18 protein-coding genes are annotated in these 17,601 nt (G+C 41.2%); 14 read left to right on the top strand and 4 right to left on the bottom strand.

Annotated elements, in window-relative coordinates; translation table 11 throughout:
• Positions 1 to 51 precede the first annotated feature (51 nt).
• The 7 genes from BLU33_RS00155 (at position 52) to BLU33_RS00125 (ending at position 4,072) form a co-directional block, all read left to right on the top strand.
• Positions 52 to 813 (top strand): hypothetical protein, encoded by a 762-nt coding sequence (locus tag BLU33_RS00155; RefSeq protein WP_091367546.1) that lies wholly within the window; start codon positions 52 to 54, stop codon positions 811 to 813.
• A gap of 172 nt (positions 814 to 985) precedes the next feature.
• Positions 986 to 1,255 (top strand): helix-turn-helix domain-containing protein, encoded by a 270-nt coding sequence (locus BLU33_RS00150; RefSeq protein WP_091367544.1) that lies wholly within the window; start codon positions 986 to 988, stop codon positions 1,253 to 1,255.
• Between the two features lie 14 nt (positions 1,256 to 1,269).
• Positions 1,270 to 1,533 carry a helix-turn-helix domain-containing protein gene (locus BLU33_RS00145; RefSeq protein WP_091367542.1) on the top strand — a complete coding sequence of 88 codons (264 nt, stop codon included), beginning with the start codon at positions 1,270 to 1,272 and terminating at the stop codon, positions 1,531 to 1,533.
• Positions 1,530 to 1,835, top strand: coding sequence for a hypothetical protein (locus BLU33_RS00140; RefSeq protein ID WP_091367541.1), 306 nt, complete (start codon positions 1,530 to 1,532; stop codon positions 1,833 to 1,835). Before BLU33_RS00145 ends, BLU33_RS00140 begins: the two co-directional genes overlap by 4 nt.
• 245 nt (positions 1,836 to 2,080) lie before the next feature.
• The gene (locus tag BLU33_RS00135; protein ID WP_091367538.1) at positions 2,081 to 2,458 is read left to right on the top strand and encodes a MobC family plasmid mobilization relaxosome protein; all 378 of its coding nucleotides are present in this window, start codon (positions 2,081 to 2,083) and stop codon (positions 2,456 to 2,458) included.
• Positions 2,448 to 3,428, top strand: coding sequence for a relaxase/mobilization nuclease domain-containing protein (locus tag BLU33_RS00130; RefSeq protein ID WP_091367536.1), 981 nt, complete (start codon positions 2,448 to 2,450; stop codon positions 3,426 to 3,428). Before BLU33_RS00135 ends, BLU33_RS00130 begins: the two co-directional genes overlap by 11 nt.
• Positions 3,429 to 3,469: 41 nt before the next feature.
• Positions 3,470 to 4,072 (top strand): hypothetical protein, encoded by a 603-nt coding sequence (locus tag BLU33_RS00125; RefSeq protein WP_091367534.1) that lies wholly within the window; start codon positions 3,470 to 3,472, stop codon positions 4,070 to 4,072.
• Between the two features lie 64 nt (positions 4,073 to 4,136).
• Here BLU33_RS00125 and BLU33_RS00120 read toward each other — a convergent pair whose 3' ends face one another.
• A complete protein-coding gene (locus BLU33_RS00120) occupies positions 4,137 to 4,532 on the bottom strand; it encodes a helix-turn-helix domain-containing protein (RefSeq protein ID WP_091367531.1) in 396 nt (131 codons plus the stop codon).
• Positions 4,533 to 4,654: 122 nt separating this feature from the next.
• Between BLU33_RS00120 and BLU33_RS00115 the strand changes: the two genes are divergently transcribed.
• From BLU33_RS00115 to BLU33_RS00090, 6 genes are all read left to right on the top strand, one after another.
• Positions 4,655 to 5,566, top strand: coding sequence for a HEPN domain-containing protein (locus BLU33_RS00115; protein ID WP_091367530.1), 912 nt, complete (start codon positions 4,655 to 4,657; stop codon positions 5,564 to 5,566).
• Positions 5,567 to 5,603: 37 nt separating this feature from the next.
• The gene (locus BLU33_RS00110; RefSeq protein WP_091367528.1) at positions 5,604 to 6,944 is read left to right on the top strand and encodes a hypothetical protein; all 1,341 of its coding nucleotides are present in this window, start codon (positions 5,604 to 5,606) and stop codon (positions 6,942 to 6,944) included.
• Complete coding sequence (locus BLU33_RS00105) at positions 6,934 to 7,212, top strand: hypothetical protein (RefSeq protein WP_157682003.1); 279 nt, start codon at positions 6,934 to 6,936, stop codon at positions 7,210 to 7,212. Before BLU33_RS00110 ends, BLU33_RS00105 begins: the two co-directional genes overlap by 11 nt.
• Entirely contained in the window at positions 7,212 to 7,499 is a 288-nt protein-coding gene (locus tag BLU33_RS00100) for a helix-turn-helix domain-containing protein (protein WP_091367523.1), read from the top strand. The genes BLU33_RS00105 and BLU33_RS00100 overlap by 1 nt, the downstream gene beginning before the upstream one ends.
• A 29-nt stretch (positions 7,500 to 7,528) precedes the next feature.
• Positions 7,529 to 8,755: a site-specific integrase gene (locus BLU33_RS00095; RefSeq protein ID WP_091367521.1), complete on the top strand. Its 1,227-nt coding sequence runs from the start codon at positions 7,529 to 7,531 to the stop codon at positions 8,753 to 8,755.
• Between the two features lie 146 nt (positions 8,756 to 8,901).
• A complete protein-coding gene (locus BLU33_RS00090) occupies positions 8,902 to 9,588 on the top strand; it encodes a metallophosphoesterase (RefSeq protein ID WP_091367519.1) in 687 nt (228 codons plus the stop codon).
• 770 nt (positions 9,589 to 10,358) lie between these two features.
• On the opposite strand, the gene BLU33_RS00080 is transcribed toward BLU33_RS00090, so the two are convergent.
• Positions 10,359 to 11,357, bottom strand: coding sequence for a transposase (locus BLU33_RS00080; protein WP_091367515.1), 999 nt, complete (start codon positions 11,355 to 11,357; stop codon positions 10,359 to 10,361).
• A 1,038-nt stretch (positions 11,358 to 12,395) separates the two neighbouring features.
• Between BLU33_RS00080 and BLU33_RS00075 the strand changes: the two genes are divergently transcribed.
• Positions 12,396 to 13,286, top strand: a complete 891-nt coding sequence (locus BLU33_RS00075) for a metallophosphoesterase family protein (RefSeq protein ID WP_091367513.1) — start codon at positions 12,396 to 12,398, stop codon at positions 13,284 to 13,286.
• Here the strand turns inward: BLU33_RS00075 and BLU33_RS00070 are convergent.
• A complete protein-coding gene (locus tag BLU33_RS00070; RefSeq protein ID WP_091367512.1) occupies positions 13,283 to 13,810 on the bottom strand; it encodes an outer membrane beta-barrel protein in 528 nt (175 codons plus the stop codon). The two genes, BLU33_RS00075 and BLU33_RS00070, sit on opposite strands and share 4 nt — an antisense overlap.
• A 566-nt stretch (positions 13,811 to 14,376) precedes the next feature.
• A complete protein-coding gene (locus BLU33_RS00065; RefSeq protein WP_091367511.1) occupies positions 14,377 to 17,274 on the bottom strand; it encodes a TonB-dependent receptor in 2,898 nt (965 codons plus the stop codon).
• Positions 17,275 to 17,601 lie beyond the last annotated feature (327 nt).

The following is a 17,601-nucleotide window of genomic DNA, read 5'->3' as shown; positions in this document are numbered from 1 at the left end:
GAATTTGAATAAATATATCAAACATTTATTTTTGAATAAATCTCGCTACCTATGAGCTTAACATATTTTAAACCCCGCGACCGCTTTGACTTTTCAAAGGATACCCTGGATATCGGCAATCCCTTGCAATGGGATCGGTCACAATTTTTAAAGCACTTATTTAAACGCGTATTTGCAATACCTGAAGATCGTGTTAAAGAATTTTACCCCCGCCATCTGGCTTATTATTTATCGCATCACCCCACCGGTACAGAAGAAATATTTTTTAAATATTTCTGGTCACTCATCGAAAGGCAGCTAAAAGTGTTGTTGAATAAGGATGTTTACGATAAAAACCACCTACGAAATGAACGTGAAATAGCACGGCTGCAAAAATTCACAGAACTTCTGATCTCGCTTGATCGCTGGAACTTTCATAAATCCAACGATGCAGTAATAGCACAACAGGATTCTGAAATCTATGGCCTTAGACAGGAGATTATACAGCTAAAAGCCGACCTCAAGAAAGCGACCGCGCTGGAAACCGAAGGTTATATCAATATTCCAGATGGTTACCGCAATACCGTTTTAAACCTGCATTTGCAGATGCAGGAACTCAAAACCCCTGAAGGTAAAGAACTAATGTTTTCACAAACACAAAGTGTTTGGACGAAGATGATTTGCAAATATTTCCGCGAGGGTGATAAGGAGATCAACCACGAAACTATACGCCGTTATTTCCCTAGTGATAAGCGGGAACCGGGTGATAAACATGCCGATATTCCCGCAAAATCAAAGTTGTTTACGATTAATCCTTCAAAAAAGCGGAGCTGATTTCTTCTTTTCACTCATGTAGTAGGTTGCTTTGCAAGCATAACATTAAACTGGCTATCAATGCTTTATAAACAATTTTAACTTTTCTCAAACCACTCCATTTTAACCACGCAGATTTGCGTGGTCAAGAAATCTATAGGGTATAGCACACATTTGTACCAAAACAAATGCTATGCAGATCATTAACCAAGAAGCCCTTAGCCATTGCATCAGGGATGCAGTCAGGGCAGAACTACAAGAACACTTTAAAACAGGTGGCAGCCAGCCGCCGGATTCAGAAAAACTTTTATCCAAGCAGGAGCTTGCCGCCGAACTCGGCGTGTCATTGGTAACGCTTACGGACTGGATGAAAAAAGGCTTACCCTATTTGCGCCTGCATAAACGGGTGTACTTCAAAAAAAGTGAGGTACTCAATGCCATGCAACAAACTATCAAAGATTAAAAGGAGGATGAAAGATGAATGTGGAATTAATCACCCGTGAGGACCTACGGGATTTTAAAAATGAATTGCTCAATGAACTTAAACAGATCATCCAGCCAGGGCAAGGACAATCAAAGAAATGGCTGAAAAGCAGCGAGGTCAAGAAGATGCTAAATATATCACCCGGCACCTTACAGAACCTGCGCATCAACGGTACCCTGCGCTTTACTAAAATAGGCAGTATCATGTATTATAAATTGGAAGACCTTAACAAGGTTTTGGAGGGGAACGGAAAATGATCATTTCAAAAAAATTAGCGAGCTATAACGACCTTATCAAACGCATGGGAAGCGATGAACAGGTACTGGCAACTCATGTAAGCTTATTCACGGCTTTATTTATTTTTTGGCAGCGCGGAGGCTTTGTCAGCCCTTTTGCCATCACCCGTAAAACGGTGATGGCTTATGCAAAAATCGCATCCATTGCCACCTACCATAAGTGTATCAGGGAACTGGATGAGTATGGCTATATCCGTTACCAACCATCTTTTCATCCGGCAAAAGGCAGCCTTGTTTATTGGCCGGATTGGAATAAGCGTTAGCAAAACCAGTGTTGCAAATGGCAATTATACAGACCCGATGCGAAGCATCGGGAAGAGCAGCGGGCAAAGCCCGGAAAGAAAAAACAGAAACCAGTTACGCAGTGACTGGATGTAACGAAAATTATCCGACAGTAGGGAGCGAGTTAATGTTTTTGCTATACAAAAACCCGGATACACCCCATTTGGGATGATCCAGAACTCGCTCCCGTTGGTCGGTTTTTTAAGAATCAGAAAGGGAAGGACACATGACAGCAATTGCTGAAAACAACAAATTACCAAAGCGGCGGACACCGGGAAGGCCAAAGAAAACGATCCGGCGGAGCGACCTTTTGATGGTGAGGTTAACCCCTACCGAAAGGACCTTGATTGAAGGCAGGGCGAAAAAGGCCGGACTGAAACCGAGCGAATGGTTCCGTAGGGCTGCTAAAAGCGCTAAGGTTTTTCCACGCTTTACTACAGAAGAAAGCGGCTGGTTCAGGATGTTGGCAGGGCTGGCTAATAACTTAAACCAATTGACACATCTGGCACACGTAGCAGGACTATTCTCCCTGGCTTTAAAATGCCAGGCTATGCTGAGGCAGATCGAAGAATTATTAACTAAAATTAGTAGCCATGATGGGTAAGCCAATTACGGGAAGAAGCTTTGGCGGCTGTATACGCTATGTGGTGGATAAGCAGCAAGCTAAGATACTGGCAGCGGCAGGTGTACGGATGCAGAATGCAAGTACTTTGGCGCACGACTTTAACCTGCAACGAAAGATGCGGCCGGAATTGGGTAAAGCAGTCGGTCACCTGGTACTTAGTTGGAGCAAGGAAGATTTAGCCAACCTAAGTGATGACATCATGGTAGAACGGGCTAAGGAGTACATGGAAAAAGTGGGTATCCGTGACACGCAATTTGTAGTGGTACGGCACAGCGATCGGGATCACCCGCATCTGCACCTGATCTATAACCGGGTTGATAACAATGGCAAAACGATTAGTGATAAAAACAACTTCGCTAAAAATGTGAAAGCCTGTAAGGAAATCACCTTGAAGTATGGCTACCATTTGGGCGAAGGCAAGGAACAGGTAAACCGCCAAGCCTTGAAAGGCAAAGAGAAGACCAGGTATGAACTTTATGATGCAATTAAGGCCGCAATGAAAACGGCAACCACCTGGAAAGAATTGGAAGCGGCACTGGCAAAACAAGGCACTAAGATCGCTTATAAATTTCGTAGCGGTACCAGCGAGGTACAAGGGGTTTCTTTTGAAAAGGGCGACGTTAAAATGAAAGGCTCTGCCATTGACCGCAGTTTAAGCTATGCCCAAATAGATGCTAGTTTAACCCGTAACCAACAGGTAGAACAATACCACGCAGCAAGACAAGCCAATGAGCCGTCACTGGCCAGCCAGTTACGAGAGGCTATTCGGCAAAGCGTACAAGCGGAGTACCGCCATAGTCCTGATGGCGGTAAAGGCTTGCTGCAAATTCTATTGGAGCCGCAATTTGTGGCAGCGGCCCCAGACCCAATGGGTGATGCGGATATAGCCCGCAGAAAACGAAAGAAACATGAAGCGGAACATTCGCAATCACAGGGGGTAAGCAGGTAGAGATAAATTAAACTATTGAATAAAATTTAAAATCAAGTGTTATGCAAAATGAAGAATTAGAAGAAAAGATAACGATGCTGGAAGAGTTAATACAAGGTTTCGTTGCCAGGATGACCGTTGTAGAAACCGAAATGCCGGAGTTTCTGAAAACTTTTTTACAGCAATACAAGGAGACATTGGACAGGATAGCCTCCCGGATTGAAACGGCTAATAAACGGTATGACGATGCGAAGATCCAGCAGCAGATCGATGAGGTTAAAAAACTGGTGGCAACCGTGCCTAAAGTGATAGGAGTAAAAACCAGCCATCATTTCGGTGCCTGGTCAAAAAGCCTGATTATCGGTGTAGTATTATGCTTTGTGGTTACATCCTTATCCGTTGGTACGGCTTTATACTTAAATCACCAAAATGACAGGCTAAACGATGATGCCTATAATTTCTGGCTGGTTAAAGCGCTATATCCTGAAGTATCTAAGACCATCGAAAAAAAGTTAGCTGACGATCCCAAGGGCTTAAACCAACAGGCAGAAAAAGAAATTGCAAAACAGGAGGCGATTACGGCAGCTCAAGCCCAGGCGGAGCAGGCAGACAAGGAACAGAAAGCGGCAAAGGACAATCTAGAAAAAGTCAAGGCAGGCAAATGAGAGGCCGACATTGATGTTAAAAACGGGAGCAAATATTAATACTGCTCCCGTTTTTGTAAAAATATTATTTGTTTTTGAGAAGGTCGTTCTTTTCTTTTTCGGCCTGGAGTAAACGCTCGTACAGCTTTTTATTTTCCTCAACTAATTCAATAAGCTTATCTAATGGATTAAATGTACAGTGATAATTTCCAAATGGACCGTGGTTAACGCTGCTATCGTTAAAATTATTGAAATAATTTACCACAGCTTCTTCTGTAAAATTTTTAACTGCATCTGCTGTAACGCCCAAGATTTTCGCAATTTTTTCCAAAGCTGCATCTTCAACTTCAGCGCTTTGCTCAATTTTTGATACAGCTTGTTGGCTTATGCCTAATTCGGCAGCCAAAGTTTCCTGCTTTATTCCTTTCAATTCCCGAATCTTACTGATTTTTCTGCCGATATGTAAGGTTGGTTCTGCCATAAGCCAAATGTATATTTAAAACGTAAATGTACAAAACAACCGCTTTATTGTAAAGTACAATCGCTTATGGTTCGGTACTTTCTAATCCCGCTCGAACTTTGAGGGATAATCAAAGTAAAGCAATGGAAAACAAAACTGTCAAACTCTCAAACTTGCAATGCAAAGAACTTGACGAGGTTATCACTTCGCTGGTCGCAAAATACAAAACTGATTATATCTTTTGTTTTGGTTGTCTTAACGATACTAAAACAGCAACTGGTTGTTTCGCCGAAGATATTAAAGTAAGCGATACTCATTATTTTCTACTCATGATTACTACGGAAATCACCCGTATAGAGCATGAGGTGCAGGACTACGTGAACACCAATTTTGAAAACGGTACGATTACGATAATAGTACATGGTATGGAAACCGTTACCAATGCCATAGCACAGGGCAGCCGTTTCTTTACCACGGTTTGCCGCGACGGATTGCAGCTTTATTCTGCAAGCGGCTTACGGTTAAATATAGAATACCCTAATCTCAATCCCGCTACCACCTTTACCAAAGCGCAAAAGCACTTTTATCACCGGTTTGAAATGGCCTGGGGCTTTCAGGAATCGGCAAGCACTTCGCATGATAATGGAATGTATAACAATTGTGTATTTGAGTTACACCAGAGTATTGAACAGGCCTGTATAGCGGTAATAAGGGTTTACATGGCCTACCGTTCCGACATGCACAACCTCGCGCGACTATTGAATATATGCAAATGTTTTTCTGATGGGCAAATTGATTTATTTCCGAGAAGAACCGAGGAAGATAAACGCCTTTTTCAGATACTGGTCAAAAGCTATTCCGATGCAAGATATAAAGACACCTACCAGGTTTCCGATAGCGACGCCGAGGACCTTTGTTTACGGGTCTGTGAATTTTGCGAACTCATCAAAAGGCTTTGCAACGAGAAATTAGCAGCGTATCGGAAGGAAGCAGAAGAGGCAGGTAAAGAAATAGAAGAATACCTGCCGATCTACCCTGAATACATCTTCAAATAATTTGATTAATAAGCCTCATTTCAAAGCTAAATTCATCATGGCAAAAAAGATAAAATTAGGAACTATCCTGCCGGCAGATACATTTTTCTATACCATACCCTTTGATCCACCAGGGCAAAGAGTGACACGAGAAATGCTTGCACAGCATTTCCCGGAACCTAAAGGACGACGAGCACACATGGGTATCCATACCGAATACAAAGCTTTTAAAAGTGGCTTGATTTCGGTTGAAGTGAAAGCACCTGACGACTCGAAAAATATGCTTTTCCTGCATGTCGGCATAACCGAATTAGATGTGGCCTGCACTTGTGGTATGCCGGAAGGTAAACTTTGTTATCATGGGTATATGGGCTTATATAGCATTGCATGGCAACACTATCTGGAACTGGACAGGTTTTATTGGCCGGGAATCAGCGCGGATGATAGCCTTAGGAACAAGTTTTTAATTACTGATATACATAAAGACTGGATTTCGGTAAAGCCTAAACCGCTATATGGTAATATCTTTAAATCTGCTATCGGTTTTAAGGGCGATCAACATCTTTCAATAAAAGAGGCTGCAAGCATAGCAAATGTGGTATCAGGGGGTAAAGAGGCAATAGCTTATTGTTTAGCTTACAATGTGGGCAATCAGTCTAATTCCCATTTGCCTGTCTTAATGTCTTGTTTAGGGATAACCAGTAAGCGCGATAAGGAGGTGGTAAGCTTCAAGCAATTTGGCAGACGGGACAAACCGATTACTAACATCGCTTATACACCGAACCAGCAACAACTGAACGATATCAGCTTTCAGCAATATGAAATCGTCAAACGCATAAACAGCTCATCCGGCGAGGGGAAAAAGCACGAAATGGTGGAAGCCAAGCAGGCGATGCTTACCTTATGGGAACAGGTAATCCCTTTGCTTTTAAAGGAAAAATACAACTATCGCTACTATACATATTGGTTGAAGTATCTAAAATACAAACCCCGGAAAACCGATATGCGGGATTGTAAATACAGTTTGGAAAGACCTGTGCTAAGCTTTTTGTTAAAATTCCACCAAGATCATTTTTCGTTAACAGCGATAGTTTTAGTAAATGGTAACGCTTTAAAATTTGACTATAAACCGCATCTTTTCGTATTCGATGATATAACCGGGCTGTGTTATCTCATGGCAACAGTTCAGGATGATAACCTGCTGATGTGGATGTTATCCAATAACAGGAGATTGACCGTTATGAAAGAGCATTTTATAGAATTTCACGATACCTTCCTGGCAAAGCTTAATACCTGTTACATGGTTTCGTTTACCGATCCCATCTCTAAAAAGACCGTCCCCTATAGTTTTGAATTAGTTACTGATCAGATAATAAAACAAGATGATTATGGAAATTAACAATGATGCCGTATTTGAAGAATTGTCGCCAAACCAGGTTCGGGACTTGCAATTAGGCATGAGGCATTTTTTTGTGAACTACCCGCATGAAGAAGTAAAGCGAATTATTTGGGACCTTTATCGGGGTTGGGTGTTCAATTCCGCGGAATACGTGCAGCAGGAAGAGATAACAGATATGCTTTTATTTTATGAAGCAATCCTTGAGTTTACCAATGATGTGCATAGTTATTGCCAATTCCTAGGCCGAACTGTTTTAAAAAGCGATTAATGAGTCCTGACGAATTAGTTACAAAAAGAGACCTGGAGAAATTTAGGCAAGAATTATTCGAGTTTCTCAAACCGCTTAAAGAATCACAAGGATTGCAGCAACAGCAATGGTTACGAAGCAAGGATGTAAGAAAGCTGCTTAATATTTCAACCGGCACGTTACAAAACCTGCGGATAAAAGGGATACTTCGTTACCGCAAGGCGGGCAGTATCTTCTTTTATAAAGCTGAGGATATTGATAAAATGTTAGCCAACCCTGAAAAAAAAAGTTCGAGGAGGAAACCTTAGTACCGGCGAAATCGCAAACCTTCAAGGTGATGTTTTTGCTTAAAGCACCCAAGGTTAAAAAAGGAAACTTAATTCCGATTTATATCAGGATTACGGTGAATGGTAAGCGGACGGAATGGTCCACAGGACGAAAATGTGCACGTATAGATTGGGAAAGCAATAATGGTAGAATGAAAGGCACGAAAGAAGATGCTCGGTCGGTAAATAGCTGGCTGGATACTCTTAATGCAAGAGCATTCGCTGCCAGGCAAGATTTATATGCTTCAGGAAAAGCTTTTGGACCAATTCATGTCCGCAAAATTATGCAGGGTGAAGAATTGGAACCGCCTAAGATGCTTTCCGATATTTGGACTTATCACACAGACCAGATTGCCGGGTTAATCGGAAAGGATTACACCGTGGGTACGCTGCAAAAGTATAAAGCAGCTTTTCGGATATTAAAACGGTTTATTATGATTCGAACCCAATCTGATGATATTCGGCTGGACAAGATCGACTACCGCTTCGTAAAAGATTTTGACTATTATCTTAAAGCGGATTATGGTGTGAAAATCAATACAGCTGTACAGATCGTTAAAAAATTGCGAACAATGATCAAAATCGCAATAGAAGTCGGATGGGCTAAGCATGATCCGTTTATTGCTTATCGTGCCAAAACGGTAGAGGTATTCCGGGAGTATTTGACCAGCGATGAACTTCAGCAACTTGCAGAGAAAAAATTATCCCGTAAGCGTTTGCACGTTGCAAGGGATCTGTTCTTGTTTAGCTGTTATACTGGGTTATCGTATGCTGATACGGCAAAGTTAACAAGGGCGGATATTGTCAAAGGAGAAGATGGCGGTATTTGGATACAGACGCACCGGGTAAAAAATAATAACCGGGTACGTGTCCCGCTTTTAAGTCCTGCGTTAAGATTAATGAATCACTATAAGGATTATCCCCGGATACTGGATGAAGATTTCATTTTGCCTAAAATGAGTAACCAAAAGGCTAATGTTTACTTGAAGGAGATCACCAAGGCGCTGGGTTGGAGTAAATACCTGACCTTTCATTGCGCCCGACATACGTTCGCTACTACGGTTACCTTGACAAATGGTGTTCCCATTGAAACAGTCGGGCAAATGCTAGGCCACAAGAATATCCGTTCTACGCAAATTTATGCGAGGGTGACGGATACCAAAGTCAGCCGCGATATGCGGAAGCTCAAGAAGCTATATCAAGGCCAGCCGCTTTATTTAGCTGATGACTTTGGATAGGGATTTGGAATAGCTGTCTGGTCCAATTAGTATTTATTATCAAACTTTAAATTAAAAACAATGATTAATCAAACATGCAAAAATTGCAAAGTGCTTTGTATCGATGGTCAAGTACCATCTTTTGTTAAACCTTTTACTTTTCCAAAATGAAACACCTTATAATAGGAGACCTTCACGGTAAGGATGTTTGGGATGAAGTGGACATAAGTATTTATGATAAGGTAGTTTTTGTAGGAGATTACGTCGATCACTGGACATTACCGGACAGGTTCATTTATCAAAATCTGCAAAAGATAATTGAACTTAAACGCGAAAACTTTGAAAAGGTCGAATTGCTTCTTGGTAATCATGATATTCAATATCTTCATTACCCGCATTACCTGTGCTCTGGATTTCGTCCCAATATGCAACGCTCACTAAGTTTGTTGTTTGGTGAAAACCGTGAACTCTTCAAAGTTGCTTACCAGCGTGAAAACCATATCATATCCCATGCAGGCATTACCAACAAATGGTACAGAGAATTTAGTAATCACCGGATTATTAAAGGAATGTACGACGAAAACGAGACAGTTGCCGACCTGGTTAACAAAGTTGAAAAAACGGTACACCGCTGGTTGCTACATCAGGCAGGCAGTAGTCGGGGCGGTGAAGGCGCTGGTGGTATCACCTGGGCAGACCGGAAAGAGTTGATCAAAGATATGCTCGATGGTTACCATCAAATTGTTGGTCATACAGTAATTCCTAAGCCGGAATTTGTACAGGAAACAGGTAAGTCATCAATGTTCATCGACGTACTTGATACAATGACTTATTTTCATAAAATAGAGATTTGAATAAATTGCTCTATCTCGGATTCAGAATATTTTAAATGATCAAGGTGTTTTATAAAGAAGGTGACCGTGAACTCATTAATGACAGATATTGCACTGCGGCAGGTAGCTTAATGGAACACGCGCTTCGCCGCTGTGTCCATTACGCCACCAGCCTCGCTTTTTTGGCAAAACTGAAATTCGCTATCGCTCATAACAGATTTGCCTATCGGATTAAAGTGATATTTATATAATAGTCTTTGTTTATTTTTCTTCTAATAATGGTACTATGAGTACCATTATTAGCATTTATTTAAACTCAAATTTGTACCGTAAATAGACTGAAAGATAATTTAAACGGTTTGAGTAAATATACCCGAACGGGTATAAAATTACCGATCAATTCAAAACTATACCCGTTCGGGTATAATCAAAATTTACTTGTATTTTTTTAATAGGATAATCGGTTTATTTCCGATTATCCTATTAATTTTTTACATCCGGTGAGAAGAAAATAAAATCCTCATTCCCCGCAGTCGCGAAGATAGCCCACGCCGGAATCAAACGTCAAGGGTGTACAAGCGGGCCGATGCGTCCGCTTTTAGCGGCTGGCCCGTATTCTAAGACTTTTCCAAATAATATTTCTTCATCTTAACTCGACAACAAAATTCTCATTTTGGCCGGAACCTTTCAAGGGTATATAAACAGCGCAGCCGCACAGGCCCGTCCTTCGCTGCCCTTGACAGAACCCGTCCAAAATAAGGGGAGTTGTTTAAGCGTTTAGATGATAAGCCCTAAGCTGCATATTTCATCAGATCCACATAGCACGAGCCGCGATTGACAACAGCAAACATTCTGGAAATGATCTTATTGCGTATAACATTTAGCGTACTCATCTTATTTTTCCCCTCGCTCACTCTTCTTTTATAATAGCTTTTCATCTCTGGATTATATGCGCAAGCACATATAGCCACCATGTGGATTAATTTTTTTAGCTGCTTGTTGGATAAACTACTGACTCGTGTTCTTCCTTTTATGCTGGTACCAGACTGATGCTCAAATGGAGCAGTCCCCACATAGCAGGCGAACTTCCGCCAAGTAGCAAAACGGGTAAAATTGTGCGTATAAGCAATCATATTTGCGGCCAGTACAGGTCCTACACACTTAATACTGGTCAGTAATTGATAGTTTAATTTAACTGTTTCATCACTTTCTATCACCGCCTTTATTTGTTCTTCAATCTTTTTAACTTGCACCGTTAGGTTCATTATCAGGCTTTTATAAACTTGAAATATCCCCTTGTGCTCTTTTCCTTCCAATGCCTTTTTCTGTTCTTTCCATGTGGCTTCATACCCTCCACGATCGCATACCAAGCGATTTCGTAATGTAAGCAACGACTGAAGTTTGAGAATACTTTTGGCTGGTAATAGAGTTGCCTGAATGGTTTCGCGGTGTAGCCAAGCATATTCAGCGATTCTTTGTGCATCGATCTGGTCATTCTTTCCTCTTCTGATCCCTATAGATTGTTTGATTTGAAGCGCAGGAAGCATAGCGAATGGGATTCCAATATCATTTAGATAGGTGGCAAGTTTAATTGAATACATACCGGTATGTTCGAAGCAGATGATCATCTCCGCCGGTTCCGATTGTTTACTATACTTTTTTACCCAACTTAAAAATAAAGCAAATCCTTTTTCCTCGTTACTGAATGTTTTAGAAGCACCGATTCCGTGCAGGTGGACATCAATAGTAAGCTTTGATACATCGATTCCGATAAATACTTTGTATTTCATACTAAATAAATTAATGTGATGTACTTAGACTAAAACCTTTATAAGACCTGGTGTCTAAAATTCTAACTTGTCATTGACATCGACTTGTGACTCGGAACAGGGACTAATACGGGCCATAGGTCTTTAGCCTGGGCCTTGACTTGGTTCACCCTATTCTTTGTCAGCAAGATAGTTTTAATAGTAATCACAAAGAAAATCTAAAGGACATGGAATAGGACTAATACGAAGCATAGGTCTTTAACCTGGGCCTTGACTTGGTTCACCTAAATCTTTGTCAACAAGAAACTTTCGATAATAATCACAAAGCAAATCTAAAGGCCCTTGACATTTGATCCGGCTAAGCGCTTTTGTTGCTTAAGCGTTGAATAAGGATTGAGCGTTCATTAGGTAATAATCCTTTGAAATTGTACAAGCAAAAACCATGATACTAAGCAGGCCTTTAACCAGCCATTGCCTCTCTAAAATATACTTGTGGCTGGTTATGATTTATTATACTCAGCCACAAGTGGTGAAATTTATATAGTTGTGGCTGAGTATACGAGCCTGATCTGTGACAGAGTGAGGGTGAATTTATCTTTTTTTTGTAACAGAATGAGGGTAAATTTTAGGGCGAAATTATTAAATATCTTCGCAAATACTTATATTTGACTTAAGAAATGTAGCTGAGATCAGTTGTTTTTTAAGTTGATTAGGGAGGCTTTCATTTTTAAAATGTCATTGACAAATAGACAATCAATTTTCAATAGAGCGTCATTCGTGGCGTCTTTTTTTGAAGAGATATAAAGGACTGAAAATCAGCTAATTTTAGCTAAGGTTCGAGTCCCGTCCATTCCGCAAAAAAGCTTCACAATTGTGAAGCTTTTTTTGTTATATGTCTTTTTACGTCAATATCATTGAAAGTTATCAGGCAAATTTTCCACTTCATAACTATACCTGCTTCACCATCAATAACATATCGTAACTTTAAAAATGTTTCAACATTTCAGGGCATTATATAAAATGATGGGAAGATTTAATATTTGCCACTTTATTTTCTGGATGAGCATTATATATTGCCCAGTTTCAGTAATCGCGCAGCAAAAAAGTCCTGTCATAGCATTTGCCAGCGATACGCAGGCTCCCCTGTTTATTGAAACGATCATCCGCAAAACAGATCATAACGAAAAGGCTACGGAATTAATTTTTAAGGATATTGTTTCCGTTCATCCTGCCGCATTATTTATTCTTGGTGATGTGGTATCATTAGGCTATAGCGATGATAAATGGAAAAAGATGGACACCTACCTTAAATGGTGCGCCGATGATACCATTCCGGTTTATGCAGTGCTGGGCAATCATGAGCTGATGCTCAATGCCAGTGAGGGAAGACGGCAGTTTCAATCGAGGTTCCCGATGCATAGTGAAACCGGTTATAGCGAGGTAATTGACTCTGTGGCTGTAATACTGTTAAACTCCAATTTCAGCGAGATGAAGGATTCTGAGATCGTTAAACAGGATAACTGGTATAGCCGCACCTTAAAACAAATGGATAACGACCCGGCCATTAAATTTATAATAGTCGGCTGCCATCATTCGCCTTACTCAAACAGTAAGGTTGTTGGCCCGTCATTGCCGGTACAGCAAAAATTTGTTCCGGCTTTTATAGCTTCAAAAAAGTGTGTGCTGTTCCTTTCGGGGCATTCACACAATTTTGAACGCTTTAAAGTACAGGGTAAATATTTTTTAGTGATAGGCGGAGGAGGGGGCCCTCATCAGCCCTTCTATAAAACCAAAGAGCTAACGCATGATCTTTCGCATGACTATAAACCAATGTTCCATTATCTTGAGGTAAAGCGCTGCCGCGATTCGTTGCAAATCACATCGCGTGAGCTAAAAAATGATTTTTCCGGCTTTGATGATGGCTTGAAATTTAGCGTGACGAATAATTAAAACCTGTATCCGCCCACAAAAAGCAAGGCAATATTTCTATCAACAAAACCTCCGGAGTAATAATATTTAGTCTCTGCACTAATAGAAAACCTGTTGCTGAGTTTATGCCGGTAACCGAGCGTTCCCGAAAAATCAGCTACTGAAAAGCTGGATGCGCTAAAGTCGCCATTGTTCTCCATATGGATCTTGTTAAGCAATACAGCTTGCCCCATAGCAAAATTAACATAGAAGTTTTGTAAAACCCGCATAGATACCACTATCTGTATCGGGATAGCCGTGTTGGCAATATGAACCTTATTGGGCTCGGGTGTATTGTAGGTATATAACCTGAAATAGCCACTCTCTACACCCAGACTTAATAAATGCTCGGGCTCCCACATTACCCTGCCTGTAAATGAGTAATTAAAATCATTAACATAACTTTTGCCAAGCGCCAGGTTGTTGAAATAGTAATTGGGCCCAAATCCCGCGTAAACAGCAAACTTGTGTTTCTTCGGTTTAGTATAACTGGCAGTTTGAGCCATTGCATGTATGTTAATACCTGATTACGACAACGCAGTACGTGTTATATCAAAAAATGCTATTCGCCAAGTTATGGTATGATGGCAAATTTGTATACTATTTATAGATACTGCTTTGATAATATATTAGCAGTGCAAACAGCATTGTCATTAATACCTGTATAGCTACTGATTAGTGTAACTGTACGAGAAAGTGTAATGAGCCTGCAGGTAATAGCGGTACAAATGGGCAAAACGTATTAACAGGTTGATAGGATGGTAAAAGCCGCCAAACTACAAAGCACACTGCTGTAAAAGTGTCCGTCCGCTCGGGGGTAAACAACTGAGCGGACGGACAAGATTCTCTCCCCATTTCATCTCCACATGCCATTGCGTGGAGGCACGACGAAGCAACCGCGAACTTTGCATATCCGCCCTGTATAGTTCGCGGTTGCCGCGCTATCGCTCGCAATGACATGGTGGGCTTGTCCACAGGTTTCCGTACCCTGAGCGGACGGACACTATTGGCATAAACAAAAAAGCCCCGTTCAAAAGCTGAACGGGGCTTTGAATTATAGATTAAGTTCCTATTAAAAATTCAATGTAAATTTGGTGTATAAGCGCATACCATTAAAGCCCATTTGTACTGCCTCAAACGGACCGCCCGATTCGCTGTCGCCAAAAGAGCTGGTGCCGCTGGTAGGATTAATCGAACCTTTAACCAGGTCGGTATCAGGGTGTACGTTAAACAGGTTGTCCACACCTAATGTCCACGCTATGTTCTTACGGATTTTGTATGATACATATAGATCGGTAGTGATCTTAGGTGAAAAGTTGAAGATTTCCGGTACCGGGGTGGTAGTGCCATCCAGATATACCGAAGGGAAATATTGGTCAGGAGCACTCGGTGCCGGACTAACCTCGCCAAAACCCAGTTCTTTTACATCACCATAATAAGTAAGGTGCGTACCGAACGCGAATTTATTTATGCCATATTCCAGGTTCAGGGTAAATTTAGCAGCCGGAGCACTGGCTTTCAGGAAATACTGTTCCCTGTCATCAAAGAAGGACGCGCTATCAGAAGGAGTTTTTTTAAGTGATGCCGGGATATGTATCTGATCGATATGCAGGTTTTGGATGTTGCCTGCCAATAAAGCGTTGAAATGGCTGTTACCCCAACGTTTTTTGTAATCTATCACAATATCAACACCTTTATTGGTAGTGTTTACCGCGTTAGCAAAAAACTGCGCCTGTTGCGAGTTCTGGGCCTGCAATATATAATTGATAGTACCCGGTGTATTTATGTTACCCAATGCAGGGTCGCCGGTGTTATAGGTACCGGATATAACTATCCTGTTCTTGATCTTAATATCGTACCCATCAACAGTAACGGTTAAGTTATGTAATGGCTGCCAAGCAAAACCTAAGCTATAGTTAACTGATGTTTCAGGGGTTAGCTTAGGGATCTCTGCCGCTTTTGCCGCCGCCGATACCGTTGATACCAGCGTTGTATAATACAAGTTACCACTTACTATATTGGTATTGGTATTGCTAAAGTTGATCTGTTGCAACGTAGGTGCGCGAAAACCTGAGCTTATTGAACCACGCAGGTTAAAGTTATCAGTCAGCTTATAACGTGTTGCAAATTTAAATGAGCTTTCGCCGCCAAAATCAGAGTAATGCTCAACACGGGCAGCACCATCAATCAGCCATTGCTGGGTAACATCCAGGGCACCTTCAGCATAAAATCCTTCATTGGTACGTGATGCCACAGTTGCCTGGCTTGGGGTATAACCTGGGTAACCTTCAGAGCCTGAAGCTTTGGAATACAAGGTATCCTGGCCCTTTGACCCTAAGCCCGGTAACTTAGCGCCACCATCAATATAAGAGTTAGGCTCGCCTGCATATAACTGGTAACGCTCGTACCTGAACTCGCCACCAAACGATACTTGCAAGCCTTGTGCAACATGGGCAAAGCGCTTGGTTATATCAACATTAGCAGTGTTTTGTAAGAAGTTAAATCCGCCATCATCAAAACGGGTTTGTATTGGCTGACCAGCCACATAAGGCAATGAGGCATTAAAAGTATTATCACCAAAGTAATGGAAATCGTTTCTGCCGGTATTATCACTGATATCCCAATCCCATTTGCTTGCCGTAGTTCCCCTGAAACCAAACGCAGCCGACATATCCTTAATGTACACATCCTCCTGCGGGTCGTAGTATACGTTGTCTGGATTATATGCTGCACCTGCGGGAGCATCTATCTTCATAATGCCCGGTACAAATATTAAGTTACCAGCGGCATCAGTAGGGAATTTTGTTGGATTAGCGCGCAGCCCGTTATCATAGTTCCAGCTGCGGGTATAGGCATAAACATTGGAATGCTTGTAATTGTAGCCGCCAAAAGAGTAAAATACGGTATTAGTACCTTTTATAGGTATCTCCATATTGTACATACCACCACCTGAGGCAACCGAACCATCGCCAAAGGCCCTGCGCTCACGGCTTATTGCACCATTAGGGTCATCCCTAAAGGTTTTGCCCTCATTCTCATAATTACCACCAACATTTAAAAAGCCGCCATTCTTACCTATGGCAACGCCATAATCAGCGCCGAGGGTAAATGTTTGCCCGTCGAATTTTTTACCGGTGTAATAAGCAGCAGGATCTGAGTAATTCAGCGTATTATACTTCTGATCGTTATAACCGCTAAAGCCCGCGTTAATGGTTAAATGGTTAGTATCTTTTTTTAGTACGATGTTAATAACACCCGCTATCGCGTCAGAACCATATTGTGCCGATGCACCGTCGCGCAATATCTCCACATGATCAATTGAGGCCTCGGGTATAGCATTTAAGTCAGTACCACTATTACCACGACCACGGGTACCCACTTCGTTCACAAAGGCTGATTGGTGGCGGCGTTTACCATTAACTAATACCAGTGTTTCATCAAAACCGAGGCCGCGTAAGCTGGCAAAATCTATCGCGTCAGATCCGTCGCCACCGCTTTGCTTGTTGTAGTTAAATGATGGCACCTGCTGATTCAGCTGGCTCATCAGGTCGGGTTTGGCCGTTGTTTGGTTCACCTGGCTTATGTTTACCACATCTACCGGCACCGGTGATTCAACTTTTGTGCGCCCGGCACCACGGTTACCCAATACCACCACTTCCTTTAATGATTCTGAGGAAGCAGGTAACTCCACGTTCAATACATTTTTGCCGTCAGTAATAACCACACTAACTGTTTTCTTTTCGTACCCTACAGCCGAAAAGGTTACTTTATAAGTGCCTGCTTTTAATGAAAGGGAATAAGCACCTGCCGCGTTGGTTGAAGTACCTGCTGCCGATGGCATTGCCAGTACTGTGCCAGCTTCAACAGGCTTACCGGCACTTGTTACCGTACCCGTGAGGGTTTGTGCAAAAAGCGGGGTGCAAACCGATAGGAATGCCCCTAAAAGGAATAAATGTAAACGTAATTTCATGATTTTTTGAGGTTTGTTAAAATAATATGTTAATTTATCTCTAAAATAAAATTATTATTCGGTTAAATATCATTTCACCAAAACAATTGCCATTTTATTGGCAATTATTACAAACTAAATTAGTTTTACTTTGATTTTTTGTAATAAATTATCAATTATTAAAAAAATAAATAGATATTATTTTAATTTACATAAAAAAATAAAGACATATAAACTCATATTTTATATATAAAAATCATTATTGGTAAATTTTATGATTAAAAACCAAGCATAAGTTGAATAAAATTGATAAAAATCATAAAATATTATCAATTAAACATTTTAAGA

The sequence above is a fragment of the Mucilaginibacter mallensis genome, from assembly GCF_900105165.1.
GTDB classification, from domain to species: Bacteria; Bacteroidota; Bacteroidia; order Sphingobacteriales; family Sphingobacteriaceae; genus Mucilaginibacter; species Mucilaginibacter mallensis.
Note: the sequence above shows the minus strand (reverse complement) of the source record. Positions and strands in the feature narration are given on the sequence as shown.